This is a genomic window from Psychrobacter sp. TWP2-1-2, from assembly GCF_049896785.1.
Lineage (GTDB): Bacteria > Pseudomonadota > Gammaproteobacteria > Pseudomonadales > Moraxellaceae > Psychrobacter.
On the sequence record NZ_JAFCVA010000002.1, the window covers coordinates 228,801 to 243,985 of the forward strand.

A 15,185-nucleotide genomic window follows, 5' to 3' on the forward strand; every position below is an offset into this window, starting at 1 on the left:
AAAAGTTTACTGAAAATACGATGAGCAAGTAGTCATCAATAGGACTACCAACCCAAGGCTGTTTTTTGCATAGCAATCAGCTCAGCGATGCCTTTTTCGGCAAGAATTAGCATATCGTCGGCTTGAGCACGAGTAAATGGCTTTTCTTCCGCTGTTCCTTGTAGCTCAATAAATTCGCTTTTTTGGGTCATAACCACATTCAAATCGGTATCACAGCTGGCATCTTCTTCGTAGTTTAAATCTAGATACGCTTTGCCGTCTTTCATACCAACAGAGACCGCAGCGACCAAACCAATCAGTGGATCTGCCTTGAGTTTTTTGCTTTTTTGGATACTTTCTAATGCATCGATAAGCGCAATAGCAGCCCCCGTCACACTAGCAGTACGAGTACCGCCATCGGCTTGCAAAACATCACAATCAAGATAAATGGTATTTTCACCCAGCTTACTCAGGTCAATCATCGCTCGTAAGCTACGACCAATCAAACGCTGGATTTCTTGGGTACGACCTGATTGTTTACCACGTGCCGCTTCACGTTGGTTACGAGTATTGGTCGCGCGTGGCAGCATGCCATACTCAGCAGTGATCCAACCTTTGCCTTTACCTTTGAGCCAACGCGGTACGCCAGATTCAACACTAGCGGTACACAATACTTTGGTATCACCAAAGCTGACTAACACTGACCCTTCGGCATGCTTAGTATAATGGCGCTCAAAGCTGATCGAGCGAAGTTGGTCAAGCTCACGATTGTCAATACGCATAAAAATCCCTAGTACAATGTTTTAAAGGCGGTGTCATAAAATGAGGTGTCTGTCATTATGTGGCTAACCACCATTTATCTAGCAAACTATTAACAAGCTAAAATAAATAATGATTGGATGCCATAGCAGACGTAAATATTGAGATATCCTAACGTGGCAGCGGCGCAATAGCAAGATTCGTTCGAGCTATTGCGCCGCTACTTGAGCCAGTCATTGGCTTAACAAAGAAATAGCACCAACTTTATTCTAACCCTTCCATCTTACGCAATTCTTTACGCAGGATTTTACCCACGTTTGATTTTGGTAATTCATCGACGAACTGTATGTGACGCGGACGCTTGTAACCAGTCAGTTGCTTTTTGCCAAAATCAAGCAACTCTTGCTCAGTCACATCGCCTTTTTTGACCACAAACAACTTGGGCTCTTCACCGCGGTCATCGTTTGGAATACCGATAGCGCCGCATTCTACCACAGCTGGATGCTCGCTCATGGCTTCTTCAATTTCGTTCGGATAAACGTTAAAACCAGAGACCAAAATCATGTCTTTTTTGCGATCAACGATTTTGATAAATCCTTTTTCGTCCATAATACCGATATCGCCAGTTTTCAGAAAGCCATTGGCAGTAAACGTTTCAGCTGTTTCCTCTGGACGATTTTGATAACCTATCATCACCTGCGGCCCTTTGACACAAATCTCGCCGCGATCACCCAATGCGACTTCATTTTCATCATCATCGATTAGTATTATATCGGTGCTAGAGGCAGGGATACCAATTTTACCCGTGAATTCAGCAATGGTCATCGGGTTAAAAGCAGCCACTGGTGAAGTTTCTGACAAACCATAACCTTCCACGATAGGCAGACCAGTGATTTTATGCCACTCTTTTGCCACGCTTGGCAAGACAGACATACCGCCACCGATAGACGCTTTTAGGTTAGAGAAATCTAAGTCTGCAAAGCCGTCTTTGTGTACTAGACCGTTGAACAAAGTATTCACCGCAGGGATAAAGGCGGGTTTGTATTTGGCCATCTCTTTAATCAAACCATCCAAATCACGAGGGTTTGGGATAAGCAAGCCTGCATAACCTCGGTACATGCCATACATGCCGCAGACCATAAATGAGAATACATGATATAGCGGTAGTGCCGTCAGGATGACATCATTGGCATCAACATCATCATCAAATGCACTGTCCATCAATGCACTAATCTGTAGCATATTGGCAACTAAGTTACCGTGGGACAGCATTGCACCTTTGGCAACCCCTGTCGTACCGCCAGTATATTGCAACAATGCCACGTCGCTTAAATTCAAATCAGGGCGCTTATATTTGCTGGCTGATACTGCATTTAAAGCGTGCTTAAAACTCACGCTGTTTGGCAGACTATAAGCCGGTATCATTTTTTTGACATGGCGCGCAACGAGGTTAACGACGGCTCCTTTCACTGTTCCTAGCATATCGCCAATCTTACAAACGATGACATGCTCAACCTGACCTTTGTCTTCTGCCTCTTGATAGGTGTTCGCAAAGTTCTCTACGATGAATAGGGCTTTGGTGCCACTATCATGCAGCTGATGCGATAATTCTCGGCTGGTATATAAAGGGTTGACGTTGACCAACACCATACCTGCACGGATGATCCCCAAAGCAACCACTGGATATTGCAGGAGGTTGGGCATCATCACCCCAACTTTATCACCTGTTACCAAGCCTAATGATTGTAAGTAACTGGCAATTTGGCGACTGTATAAATCCAATTCCTTAAAACTAATCGATGCACCCATACAAATATAGGCCGTTTTTTTCCCATAACGGCTAAAGTTACGCTCAAACACATCAAGTAAAGAGGTATTGTCATCAGGCATATCGATAGTCGCATCAATGCCATAACGCTCATAAGTTTTCAACCATGGGCTGTCACTATCTATCGTCGGCATAGTAGGAAATACGCTGTCTTTATTATTCATTGCAGCGTTATCGTTTGTGGTCTCTTTATTGATACTGTCGGTCATAATTTTCCCTAAATGTTACCGTTAAAAACGTAGAATAATCTAATGAAAACACCATTATTTTTTGTGATTGATCAATGACAGCAGAAGCTTGTGAATAAAAAACGTGGTAACAAAAAATGTTTATCATTCACAAGCTTTGTCAATCAAAGCGCAACGTTAAGTCCTTAATAAATAGCACAATAACTCGTCATTTCCGAATTAAAAACCCCTTTATCCCTGATAGTTTTATCAGAGATATAGCGCAAAACTAACGTCATCTCGTCGATAAATAGACAAGTATGTCGGTAAGCACTATAGCAGTTTTGCTAAAAATTCTCTATCTCTACCTGACTGGGTCATAGCGACAAAAAAAGCAATAAATACAAAAAATGATAAGGCAGCATACCAGCAACCTTACCATTTTTGGATCACGACACCCAGTATCACAACCACCACTATCACGACGACTTAGCATCTTGATAGTTTCTTTCAGATTTAGTTCGTAGCGTTAGTTTGTAGCGTTCATTTTTATCATTAGTATCGTAGTGACTTATCATGATGGCTTTACGAGTGCCTAACAAACAGTAGCAGACACTCATAAAAATACTCTGGCGCTGAAAGCTAGCTGATTAACCGTGGTTCTTTTCTTCCAGCACGCGCAAATCTTTGTGCAAAATCTTACCGACATTTGATTTTGGTAATTCATCGATGAACTCAACATAACGAGGACGCTTATAACCAGTTAAATTCTCTTTGCTATAAGCAAGCACTTCTTCTTTAGTCAAACTGTCATCACTACGCACGACATAAATCTTTGGTACTTCACCGCTCTTTTCATCTTCGATACCAATGACGCCGCACTCCAAAATCTTTGGATGACCTGACATCACATCTTCTACTTCGTTTGGATAGACGTTAAAGCCTGATACCAAAATCATATTCTTTTTACGATCAACGATTTTAAAGTAGCCTTCTTCATCCATCACGCCGATATCACCCGTACGGAAATAACCGTCAGACGTCATAACTTCAGCGGTGGCATCATCACGTTTCCAGTAGCCCTTCATAACCTGCGGACCACGAACACAAATCTCGCCGCGCTCACCCAGTGCGACCTCATTACCTTCTTCATCCAAGATAGCCATGTCTGTCGCTGGCATCGGCAGACCAATATTGCCTGAGAATTCACCCGTACCTTCTGGGTTTGCTGACGCCACAGGAGACGTCTCTGACAGACCATAGCCTTGTACGATCACATTACCAGTAATTTTTTGCCATTTGTCAGCGGTGTCTTTTAATACTGCCATGCCGCCACCCATCGACATCTCAAGCTTGCTATGATCTAAGGCTTTAAATGGATCACTATTTGCCAACGCATTAAACAGCGTATTAACTGCTGGGAAAAATGCTGGTGGATAATCTTTGTAAGCTTTGATTAAGCTTGCACCGTCACGTGGGTTTGGTACCAGTAACCCAATACAACCACGATATAAACCAAACATGCCGCAAACGGTAAACGAGAAAATATGATATAGCGGCAAGGCGGTCATGATAACTGGCTGCTCATCCATACCTTCAAACTTATCAAAAGCATCGCCAAGATAGGTATCACATTGAATCAGGTTGGCAACTAAATTACCATGCGTGAGCATTGCGCCTTTAGCGACACCGGTCGTACCACCGGTATATTGCAAAACGGCAATGTCATCAAGGCAGATGTTATCTGGACGTTTGTAATTTTTGGCTGGGAAGCGATTCAGCGCTGTTTTGAAGTTGGTGCTGGTTTTAAGGTTATAGTCAGGTACAAGCTTCTTCACGTGACGCACGACCATATTGACGATAAAGCCTTTCAATGGACTCATCAAATCACCCATCGACGTCACGACGACATGGTCAACCAAGTCTTTACCAATGTCTTCATATGTTTTAGCGAAGTTCTCTAAAATAAATAGCGCTTTGGTATCAGAGTCGGTTAGCTGATGCTCAAGCTCTTTTGAGGTGTAAAGCGGGTTAACGTTAACCAAGGTCATGCCAGCACGCAGCACACCCAATACGGCAACTGGTAGCTGCAAAATATTTGGCATCATGACGCCGACTTTATCGCCTTTTTTTAACCCAAGTGATTGCAAGTAGGCAGCAATTTGTTTGCTATAACGATCTAAATCTTCGTAGGAGAGTTTTGCATCCATACAGACAAACGCTGTCTTGCCAGCGTGCTTCGTAAAATTCTGCTCAAATATATCGATTAAAGAAGTATTAGCGGCTGGCATATCAATGTCGTATTGAATACCAAGCTTTTCGTAAGTTTTGACCCATACTTTATCGTTACGACGAATTAGGTTACTGTGATTTTCCATAATCTTTTCTCTCCTAGTAATAGTACGCTACCGTCAACCCATGCGAATCACAGTGTGATAAAAATATAAAAACTCAGAGCGCAGGCTTGTCATCGTAATGGCAAGCTTGGCTGTGAGGCAATCATATGGTGATGAGCAAACAATATAGCGGTAAATAGCCCTCTGTTCATTAACATACACACTTTATACAGACTACTCAATATAAAAGATTGCTACTTGAGTTCGCAAACTGTCTTGACGGTCAATAATGTCATAGTTATCAGAACCTTAGTATCGATAATCGATAATTTTTCAGCGATTTATTAGCGAACATTTATTCATTAATACTCTTTATAGTGTTTTATCGTTAACTATTTTTTACCTTTACTATCAAGGGCAGTAGCAAGTTCTGTTAAGGTCACAAAGTTACGCTGTGTACCCTTTTTATCATTATTTAGCACGTCACGACCTGTCGTCTATTCTGACTTATGCCTTTTTAATTTTGCCAATATCCTTTACGATAGCGCTATCCTATTTGTACGCTTGCACCAATTATATATACCTATTAAAACTGATAAGTGAACCCTATTTTATGTCCGATGTTATTGATCATACGATTGACCCTATTATTCCCACTGAACCGATGGATACTCGCTCAGTCGCAGAGTTCACTGAGCAGGCCTATCTCAACTATGCGATGTACGTCATCATGGATCGGGCGCTGCCAAATATCGCTGACGGTCTAAAGCCTGTACAGCGCCGCATTATTTACGCCATGAGTGAGCTGGGGCTAAAATCAACGGCAAAGGCGAAAAAATCTGCGCGTACCGTTGGTGATGTGTTGGGTAAATACCATCCGCATGGTGATAGTGCTTGTTATGAGGCGATGGTTCTAATGGCACAGCCGTTCAGCTATCGCTATCCGCTCATTACGGGTCAAGGTAACTGGGGTAGTCCTGATGATCCAAAATCCTTTGCCGCCATGCGTTATACCGAAGCCAAAATGTCGGCTTATGCCAATACTTTACTTGCAGAGTTAGGACAAGGCACGGTCGATTGGCAAGACAACTTTGACGGTACGATGCAAGAGCCAACCACCCTCCCTGCCCGCCTGCCTAACATACTATTAAATGGTACAACGGGTATCGCAGTCGGTATGGCAACAGACATTCCGCCACATAATCTTAATGAGGTGGTACGTGCAGCGATTCGTTTGCTCAAAAATCCCGAGCTGTCGGTGAAGCAGCTCACGCAATCAATACCAGCACCTGATCTGCCAACCCCTGCTGAAATCATAACCAGTAAGAAAGACTTACAAGCGATGTATGAGACTGGACGCGGTAGCTATAAAATGCGTGCCACCTATCATGTCGACCCGAAAGAGAAAAATCTCGTCATCATCGATGCGCTGCCTTACCAAGTATCCGGCAACAAAATTCAAGAGCAGATCGCCAAGCTGATGACGGACAAAAAGTTGCCGTGGATTACTGATATCCATGATGAGTCAGATCATGAAAACGCTTGCCGTATCGTACTTGAGCTCAAATCAACTCGAGTCGATGTGGCTCGCGTCATGAGCCATCTGTTTGCCAGTACGGATCTAGAAAGCAATTACCGCGTCAATATGAATATGATTGGCCTAAACGGTAAGCCGCAGGTTAAAAACCTAAAAGAAATTCTTGATGAATGGCTGGTCTGTCGCCGCTCAGTTGTCACCCGTCGTCTGCAATATCGCCTTGATAAAATCGACAAGCGCTTACATATCCTCGCAGGTTTGCTGATTGCTTATCTTAATATCGATGAAGTCATTCGCATTATTCGCGAAGAGGACGATCCAAAATTATCGTTAATGCAAGATTATGACCTCACTGATATTCAAGCGAACGCTATCTTGGACATTCGCTTGCGCCAATTGGCAAAGTTAGAGGAGATTGAACTGCGCCGCGAGCAAGATGAGCTGGCTGCTGAACGCGCGATATTACAAGAGTATCTCGATAATCCGGATAGCTTGACCGCGCTTATGATCGATGAGCTGACAGCCGATATGAAGGAGCATGGTAATGAGCGCGTGTCACCATTGGCAGAACGCGAGGAAGCCCAAGCGTTAAAAGAGTCTGATCTCGTACCGAGCGAACCGATCACTGCCATCCTATCAAGGGCAGGTTGGATTCGTGCTGCCAAAGGTCATGACGTCGATGCCGCTGGCATGAGTTATCGTTCAGGTGACAGCTATCAAGCGCACGTCCGTGGCAAATCCAATGAGAAAATCTACGTGCTCGATAGCACTGGACGCAGCTATAGTATTGATGCGCACAATCTCGCATCGGCTCGTGGTCAAGGCGATCCTCTGACCAGTGTGTTAAAACCACCAGCAGGTGCCAGCTTTGAGCAGCTATTAACGGGTGCTGACAATCAGCGCATCATCCTCGCTAGCTCCGCAGGTTATGGCTTTATCAACACCATCGGCAATCTCGATAGCAATCAAAAAGCAGGTAAAAACATCATTAACCTAGCGGCTGATAGTCGTTTGCTCCCTGTTGCGCGTATCGATGCGCCAGTAGAAACGACTGCCAATACTGACGGTGACAATACCCATGCAAAGGTAGCGCCTGACCATATCGCCGTCGTGACCAATGCTGGATACTTACTGATATTTTCCCTCGATGATTTGCCTGAACAGGCACGCGGTAAAGGTAATAAACTTATCAAATTAAAAGACGGCGAAGAAGTGCTTACAATCACGCCACTCAGTCAGCAAGACAGCCTAATTATTACCGCTGGCAAACGCCATGTGACACTCAAGCCAAATGATTTGGCTAACTATACGGGTGTGCGCGGCAATCGTGGTGGTCAGCTACCAAGAGGCTTTCAGAATGTGACGAGTGTTGAGGTTGGTTGAGACGCATAAAGACCATTGAATATATATTGAAATGAGAAAGTAAGAATGAAAAAATTTGCCGTGCTAATTGACGCTGATAATTCATCACATCGTCATATTGAACCTATCCTAGAAGAAATTGCTAAATATGGTATTGCTAGTGTGAAGCGTATTTATGGGGACTGGAGTATCGAGGCACTACTATCATGGAGGGATAAGCTTTTACCTAACGCTATTACGCCTGTACAGCAGTTTGCCTATGTAACTCAAAAAGATGCTACAGACATGAGGTTGGTGATTGATGCTATGGATATATTATATGCAGGAGATTTAGATGGTTTTTGTATCGTATCAAGTGATAGCGACTTTACCCCACTCGCATCTCGTATCCGTGAAAGCGGTTTATTGGTGTATGGATTTGGCAGACAAAGTACGGTTAAGTCATTTGTAAATGCCTGTGATAAATTCATTTACGTCGAAAACTTATTACCTGAGCCTGAAAGTAAAACTTTAATCGCAGATAATTCATCCTATCAAGTTCATTCGGATACAATCAAAATCGATAGGAAGACAGCAACTTTACAAGCAAACTCCATTGATAACGAAAATACCGAGATTGACATACCTACTCTCAATTTAATTTATAAAGCCATTAAAGATAATTCTGATGATGAAGGTTGGGCAAGTTTAGCAGTAGTAGGAAAATACATCAACAATGTCAGACCGGATTTTGATACCCGAACTTACGGACGTACAACTTTATCAGGTTTATTAAAAAAACTGATAAAGTTTGAATGCAAGGTTGAAGATAGTCATATGTTTGTCAGAAAATTCAACTTTCCCATCTTCATTGAAATAGTTCGCACAACCGTTGATAAGATGGTTAGGAAGCAAGGTGTGAATAAAAACTGGGTTAATCTATCTGAGCTTACTGAGCAGCTAAAATCTCAGATTATTCACCATAAAATACTAATCCATCTTTCAGAACATGAAATTGAACAGAAGATTTTGGTCATTGACCCAAAGTACATTAACTTCAACCGTGATAAAAGTCTTGTCAGTATCAGTGCATGAAACAAAGCTGCTTCCTATAAAGAAGCCGCCTATACACAAGGTATAGACAGCTTCTTTACGTTAATCAGAATAGAGAACTTATCTAAGGCTTATTGGATTCAGCATCTTTAAAAATCGCTGACAAAAAGCTTTTAATCTGAGCACTTGTCATTAGATAGGGATTATAGTCAGAACCTGCTGAGAAGCTTTTGAGGGCATACTCTTCATCTTCAGCGCTTGATGTTAGATGTTTCACTAAAAACCCATTCCATTGACGCGACTCTATTTCCTCTATATTAACAATATTGGGAAAAATGGTTGAATGCTCGTCAAGTATTTTTTCTAAGGCAATATTGATAGCGGGCCTTGTCCCTTGAAAACTTTGAACGAAATAACCTTCACTAATGACTAAAGCTGAAGCTATATTGTTTTCTTCAAAATACCTTCGCCAATACTCAAGTGCGCGAGTTAGCTCGATTCCCGAATCTAGGTCGACATTTTTGGCGATATATATCATGTTGATAAGAATATGCTCGCCATTTATTTTTTTGCTTTCTGGAGTATGGCTTGTCGCTATAGTCATGAGAAACCTTATTTATAAAAACCTGATCTAATTTAAGATAAAGTATAATCAATAAAAAATTTTTTCTTAGTGGTTTTTTGTCATCTAGCATCATTGTATTTCTATAAATAAGCATTGGAATTTTAATGAGTTAGGACGCTGACACTTCTCGGAGTACAATTGTACTATAAAACTTGGCACAATGACTGCGATATCATTATTCTAATAATTAACAAGCCTAATCTTTATTTTCCTATAGCACGGTCTCAACCCTAACATACGACTGACCCACGCTTACTCATGGCTCAGACGTTGCAAACATCAATTACTCTTACCAAAAATCCGTCTATACACGCGGTATAGACGGATTTTTTACGCTCATTAAAACGACCAAGGCATCAATACCGACCCATCTCAACCGTTGTCTCAGCAAGCACACTATCGCCTTGCCATGCCTGCACATCTACCGTATACAGATGGTTTTTGCCACCTGAACAAGGTGGTTTATACGCCCCTCCCGCTTCCCCTGCACGGCTACGATATTCCGCGATCATCTCAAGCCCGACTGGCACTTCATAAGTGTGCCCAAACACACGTGGAATCTCAGCACTCGTAGCACCTTCTGGTAGGGCAAACTCTACAATGCCATGTCCACCATGTTGCATACGTTTATTGCTCACATCGCTGTAAACGAAAACCAAGCTCTCCGCACCCATCGGAATGTTTGAGACCGTCATGCTCGGCGTGGCTGGATTTTTGCCATCATAGTTTAGACACTGCTGCCCTTCAGGTATTTTTTTGCCATTCCAAGCAGCATCGTTAAACTTAACATCTATTGCAAAGGCATTGGAAGATAGTGCCAATGTTGCCAATGCCGTCAAAGTGGTGACTGATTTTAAGATAAAAATTTTCATACTAGCTCCTTTAGATAGCGGATACACTGATAGAAACCGTTCATCATTTTGTTAACTGATATTGATCGTTAATCTTAACCTTATAATAAATAGCCACTCTTAAGTTAATTATATCGTTTAAGATTTTTGTTAACCCTTCGAATAAGCGCAAATCAATCGCACCGCTAGCAAAGCGAATACTGCATTCGTAGCAAAATTTGCATCATCGCAGGTTACTCTATAGGTATTTATCTCTTTGGGTGTGTTGTAGTAGTATCTAAATCATTGGTATTGAAACGACTAAAAAACAATAGGATCATCATGTTTATCGAAGACAAAATCGCCAAAGAAAGTATGACTATCAAGACTCCGACACCCAAGATCATCTTTTTTGACATCGATGATACCTTGAGCCGCAATGGCATCATTGCCGAACACAACAAAGCGACCCTTGAGCAGCTTGCAGGTACTGATATTAAGCTGGTGATTTCAACGGGACGCTCCAAAGCCATATTGCCAGCAGATATTTTAGCCTTGCTCGAAGCTGATGTCTTAGATGCGATTATTTGTATGAATGGACAGTATAGTTTTGATAAAAAGGGTCGGATTAGCCACTATCCGTTGTCCGCTGAGCAAACGGATACCATCGTGCGTCTGTGCCAACAGAGCGAGTTGATTCATAAGTTTGACTCTGCCACCCATATCGCATGGTCAGGTGAAAATGAGCGCTTGCGCGAGTTTAATGCCATCACGCCAAACTCTATCGTTGACCCTGAATACCATAAAGGGAATACCGTCTATCAATGCTCAGTATTTTTTAACAATCAACAAGAGAAAATGCAGGACGTCGATTTTGCCCAGTACGAGTTAAAGCTCGTCCATTGGCATCAGATCGGCGCAGATATCTTACCGATAGAGGCATCCAAGGCGCGAGGCATTAAAGATGTCTGTCAATATTATGGGGTAGATGCCAGTGAGTGTATGGCGTTCGGTGATGGAATGAATGATTTAGAGATGTTTGACTTGGTCGGCTATGCGGTGGCGATGGGTGATGCCAAGCAAGAATTGATTGCGCGTGCAGACTTCGTCACGGGTACGATTGAGGAGCGCGGTATTCAGTCGGTGCTTGAGCAATTTCATATTGCGTCTTAATAATCAGACTTTGCAAATTGCTATTTCTCTAGGACGTGTCCTCATTTTTAAAATAAGGACACGTCCTAGCAAAATCTAACCACGCTTCGTCATTAAACTATAAACCCAACTACCGATTTTATAAAATCCGACAACAATCAAAATAAGCACCACCGCTGCCAGCACATAGGCCAACCAAACAGGCACATTACTCAACCAGCCAATCGTAAATGCCAAACCCATGTACGTTTCAACCGGCCAATTAACGATAGGTGTCGGCGAGCCAGCGTTAAACATAGCCATAAAGGCGACGATGCCAAGCACAGCAGTAATCAGTCCAGCACGTTTACGATTATTCATCTTTTGCCTCTTTTAATTCGAACCATTTAATTAACATTCGATTGTTTTTATTTTATCAGTAATCTTTGCATCTTATAAAAACCACGTTGTAAACTCATGCCTTAAGGGTAAAGCAGCTCTCATCATAGCATGATTATTTACGCTTATTATCTTACTCAAATTCAGCAGTAAATCTCATATTTGTGCTTTTATAGATTCTTCAGCCATTTATCAGTGCCACTTTTAGCAATATTATGAAGAACGAACTTCTTCCTTGCCCTTTAAATTCTTAACAATCATAGCCATAATAGTTTCACAACTGGCTCGATAACTTATATTCAGTATTTAGTATTTAGTATTTAGTATTTAGTATTTAGTATTTAGCTTCCATTATCTATCATTTAACTTTTTACTCATTTGCATCATTCTTATTTAGGAGAGATATTTTGACTCATTTATCATCGCCCCACAACATTGCTCGTCGCGCTCATATACTACCAAAAGCACTATTAGCCATGGCTGTTGGGCTAGCACTTGCTAGCTGTAGTAAGTCAGACAATACGGCGGCTGATGGTACAGCGGCGAGTGCTGAAACGCTCAATCTGTATAACTGGTCAGAGTATATGCCGCAAGAGATTCTCGATGGCTTTACTGAAGAGACAGGCATTCGGGTCAATTACACCACCTTTGATTCTAACGAAGCTATGTACGCCAAGCTTAAATTGCTCGATGACTCTAGCCAATATGACTTAGCCATCCCATCAACATATTATGTCGAAAAAATGGCCAAAGAAGACTTGCTGCAAGAGCTCGATAAATCCAAATTGAGCAATTTTAAGAATCTTGATACGTCTTTTACCAATACCAAGGTCGATCCAGAGAACAAATATTCGATTCCTTATATGTGGGGCAGCACCGGTCTTGCCATTAATGGTGACAAGGTCGATCCTGCAACCGTAAATAGCTGGAACGATTTATGGCGTCCTGAGTATAAAGGGCAAGTGATGCTGATGAACGATATGCGCGAAGTGTTTGGCATGGCGCTATTGACCCTTGGGCATTCAGGTAATAGTAAAAATCCTGACGAAATCAAAGCCGCTTATGAGAAGCTCACGACCTTGATGCCAAATGTGAAGACCTTTAACTCGGATGCCTCGCGTATGCCTTATATGGAAGGCGAAACCACGGTTGGTATGAGTTGGAATGGCGAGGCAATTATCGCCAACAACGAAGGCTTGACCAGCTTGGTTTATAAATATCCAACTGAAGGCGCTATCTTGTGGATGGATAATTTTGTGATTCCGAAAAACGCCAAACAAGTCGATGCAGCCCATAAGTTTATTGACTACTTGCTGCGTCCTGAGAACTCTAAAATCGTCAGCGAAGAGATTGGTTATGCGTCGCCTAATATGGCTGCGCGTGAGATGATGCCAGAAGAAGTGCGCAACAATCCAACCATCTATCCGAGCAAAGACGTACTGGCAAAAGCGGAATTCCAAGAAGATGTGGGCGATGAAGCATTGCAAGTCTATCAGCAGTATTGGGATAAGCTAAAAACTGGTCGTTAATCACTGTTTGTTGATAGCTGTTACCGCAAGAAAACGTTGACTTAATAACGTCAGCGTTTTTTATTTATTCTTTATTTGGCTGTTATTTAACTTTTATAGTCGGTTCAATACAATTTGGATACAAGGAAGGCGAGCAAAATTACTACAAATAGTAGACTAAGCGAGCCTGACACCGTATCTGATTTATATAGGATTTACTAATTTATAAGTGCAAATCGGTTTCACTACCTTTATGCTCGATACGGCGCTGCTCGCGGCGTTGATAGCGCAGACCGGAGGCGGCAAACCATTGCGGCTTAGTCGTTTGCAATAAATCACTGAGCCGCTGCAACTGTACTTGTAAGGTTTGGGTCAGCCAAAAATAGCCTTGCCACTCAAAGCCTAAGTTTTCTACACTTGGATATTCTGATACCGCGATACGCGTAATCGGTCGAAATACTTCATCATTTGGACTACGTAATACCGCCGCCATATGCTGCATCGCTTGCGTCAATTCGTGCTGATAATGAATAAGCAGAATATGGTTTTCATCATCAATCTCAATATTAGCCAAACGCGGTGCGGCACTTAACAGTAAATCAATCGTACCAATAATATTACGATGGGTACGCTGAATAGTCTCTAGTGTTTCCTTTTCAATACCCGATTCGCTAGCTGTCGCTGCGATATGCGGACGCACGGCAAGCAAACGCTTATTAATTTTTTGTAATGCTTTCACCAAGGACTTGTTGACGGGTGTATCTGGTATAGAACTGTTCGATGGATAAATAATACTGGCCGAACTGGTCGCCTGACTATACTTAAACGGCTTGGGCACTAACACTTCCGCATCAATATGATTGCCAACCCCTGCATACAAATTGCTGCACGTCTCAAGATTACTGGCCAACAAAAACCGCCACATCAACGTCGATTTAAGCGGTAAAATTAACGTCGCGGCCACCGCTACTCCTGCACCAAGCAAAATATTGAACGCGCGATATAAGCCATCTTGGGCAATATTGCTGTGGTCAGGACTCGACACAATCATCAGCATGGTAATACCTGTCAGCAGACCGATATAGCCCAATTGCTTGACCGCCACATAACCGATGATGCCACTGATAATGCCAATCAGCCCATAATACAACCACAGCCAGCCACCGATATCTTTAATCAGCCATAAGAAGCTAAGTCCCACCACCACCCCAAGCAAAGTACCCAATATCCGCTCTTTAGCCTTGGTATAAATCGCCCCTTGATATTGCAACAAACCCAAAATCACAAACACAGTAATGGTCGTCCACTCACCATGCGGCAAGTGCGTAAACTCATTTAACAAGAGCGCAATAAGTACAGCCACACCCAAACGTATGGCATGCAAAACATCTGCATGCTGATAACGGGCATAAGGCTCTACAAATGGGGCGGTAAATCGTTGCCAAAAAGTCGGTTTCACGCAGGGTATCTCTTATAAGTGAAGGAAGAAAAAATCGGTTAAATTCTAGCTACTAGCTTAACCACTGATAAAGCGCTGATAAAGTCATGACCAAAAAATAACGCCTTTTACCTATTAAAAGATAAAAGACGCTGAAGGTCAGAACATGCTAGCACATAACGACAAAAAAACACCCTAACAACATCGCATTTGGCTATTGGTAATGCTGAAGGGTGCTCACAAATACTTGCCAG

At 42.4% G+C, this 15,185-nt stretch carries 11 protein-coding genes; 4 read left to right on the top strand and 7 right to left on the bottom strand.

All coding sequences use genetic code 11. The features are described from left to right. Positions 1 to 44: 44 nt before the first annotated feature. The 3 genes from rph to ACP7AE_RS02960 form a co-directional block, all read right to left on the bottom strand. A complete protein-coding gene (gene rph / locus ACP7AE_RS02950) occupies positions 45 to 761 on the bottom strand; it encodes a ribonuclease PH (protein ID WP_201540151.1) in 717 nt (238 codons plus the stop codon). Between the two features lie 241 nt (positions 762 to 1,002). Continuing rightward, on the bottom strand, positions 1,003 to 2,730 hold the full coding sequence (locus ACP7AE_RS02955; RefSeq protein WP_426241370.1) for an AMP-binding protein: 1,728 nt from the start codon (positions 2,728 to 2,730) through the stop codon (positions 1,003 to 1,005). 653 nt (positions 2,731 to 3,383) lie between these two features. Beyond that, positions 3,384 to 5,111 (bottom strand): AMP-binding protein, encoded by a 1,728-nt coding sequence (locus ACP7AE_RS02960; RefSeq protein ID WP_426241274.1) that lies wholly within the window; start codon positions 5,109 to 5,111, stop codon positions 3,384 to 3,386. A gap of 571 nt (positions 5,112 to 5,682) precedes the next feature. Between ACP7AE_RS02960 and parC the strand changes: the two genes are divergently transcribed. Both parC and ACP7AE_RS02970 read left to right on the top strand, forming a co-directional pair. Then, the gene (gene parC, locus ACP7AE_RS02965; protein ID WP_426241275.1) at positions 5,683 to 7,989 is read left to right on the top strand and encodes a DNA topoisomerase IV subunit A; all 2,307 of its coding nucleotides are present in this window, start codon (positions 5,683 to 5,685) and stop codon (positions 7,987 to 7,989) included. Between the two features lie 45 nt (positions 7,990 to 8,034). Beyond that, on the top strand, positions 8,035 to 9,042 hold the full coding sequence (locus ACP7AE_RS02970; RefSeq protein ID WP_201540154.1) for an NYN domain-containing protein: 1,008 nt from the start codon (positions 8,035 to 8,037) through the stop codon (positions 9,040 to 9,042). 82 nt (positions 9,043 to 9,124) lie between these two features. On the opposite strand, the gene ACP7AE_RS02975 is transcribed toward ACP7AE_RS02970, so the two are convergent. Further along, on the bottom strand, positions 9,125 to 9,604 hold the full coding sequence (locus ACP7AE_RS02975) for a BLUF domain-containing protein (RefSeq protein ID WP_045453424.1): 480 nt from the start codon (positions 9,602 to 9,604) through the stop codon (positions 9,125 to 9,127). 377 nt (positions 9,605 to 9,981) lie between these two features. Further along, entirely contained in the window at positions 9,982 to 10,497 is a 516-nt protein-coding gene (locus tag ACP7AE_RS02980; RefSeq protein WP_201540155.1) for a hypothetical protein, read from the bottom strand. Positions 10,498 to 10,797: 300 nt separating this feature from the next. Here ACP7AE_RS02980 and ACP7AE_RS02985 point away from each other — a divergent pair, with 300 nt between their 5' ends. Next, entirely contained in the window at positions 10,798 to 11,628 is an 831-nt protein-coding gene (locus ACP7AE_RS02985; protein WP_227676485.1) for a Cof-type HAD-IIB family hydrolase, read from the top strand. Between the two features lie 75 nt (positions 11,629 to 11,703). Here ACP7AE_RS02985 and ACP7AE_RS02990 read toward each other — a convergent pair whose 3' ends face one another. Continuing rightward, on the bottom strand, positions 11,704 to 11,967 hold the full coding sequence (locus ACP7AE_RS02990) for a hypothetical protein (protein ID WP_201540156.1): 264 nt from the start codon (positions 11,965 to 11,967) through the stop codon (positions 11,704 to 11,706). A gap of 425 nt (positions 11,968 to 12,392) precedes the next feature. On the opposite strand from ACP7AE_RS02990, the gene ACP7AE_RS02995 reads away from it, so the two are divergent. Further along, positions 12,393 to 13,514, top strand: coding sequence for an ABC transporter substrate-binding protein (locus ACP7AE_RS02995; RefSeq protein ID WP_201540157.1), 1,122 nt, complete (start codon positions 12,393 to 12,395; stop codon positions 13,512 to 13,514). Between the two features lie 202 nt (positions 13,515 to 13,716). Here the strand turns inward: ACP7AE_RS02995 and ACP7AE_RS03000 are convergent, their stop codons facing one another. Next, positions 13,717 to 14,952, bottom strand: a complete 1,236-nt coding sequence (locus ACP7AE_RS03000) for an FUSC family protein (RefSeq protein ID WP_201540158.1) — start codon at positions 14,950 to 14,952, stop codon at positions 13,717 to 13,719. Between the last annotated feature and the right edge of the window lie 233 nt (positions 14,953 to 15,185).

Excerpts from the sequence above, each read along its gene's own strand:
- rph (WP_201540151.1), bottom strand. The coding sequence starts at position 761 with ATGCGTATTGACAATCGTGAGCTTGACCAACTTCGCTCGATCAGCTTT.
- ACP7AE_RS02970 (WP_201540154.1), top strand. The coding sequence starts at position 8,035 with ATGAAAAAATTTGCCGTGCTAATTGACGCTGATAATTCATCACATCGT.
- ACP7AE_RS02960 (WP_426241274.1), bottom strand. The coding sequence starts at position 5,111 with ATGGAAAATCACAGTAACCTAATTCGTCGTAACGATAAAGTATGGGTC.
- ACP7AE_RS02980 (WP_201540155.1), bottom strand. The coding sequence starts at position 10,497 with ATGAAAATTTTTATCTTAAAATCAGTCACCACTTTGACGGCATTGGCA.
- ACP7AE_RS02990 (WP_201540156.1), bottom strand. The coding sequence starts at position 11,967 with ATGAATAATCGTAAACGTGCTGGACTGATTACTGCTGTGCTTGGCATC.
- ACP7AE_RS02985 (WP_227676485.1), top strand. The coding sequence starts at position 10,798 with ATGTTTATCGAAGACAAAATCGCCAAAGAAAGTATGACTATCAAGACT.
- ACP7AE_RS02955 (WP_426241370.1), bottom strand. The coding sequence starts at position 2,730 with ATGAATAATAAAGACAGCGTATTTCCTACTATGCCGACGATAGATAGT.
- ACP7AE_RS02975 (WP_045453424.1), bottom strand. The coding sequence starts at position 9,604 with ATGACTATAGCGACAAGCCATACTCCAGAAAGCAAAAAAATAAATGGC.
- parC (WP_426241275.1), top strand. The coding sequence starts at position 5,683 with ATGTCCGATGTTATTGATCATACGATTGACCCTATTATTCCCACTGAA.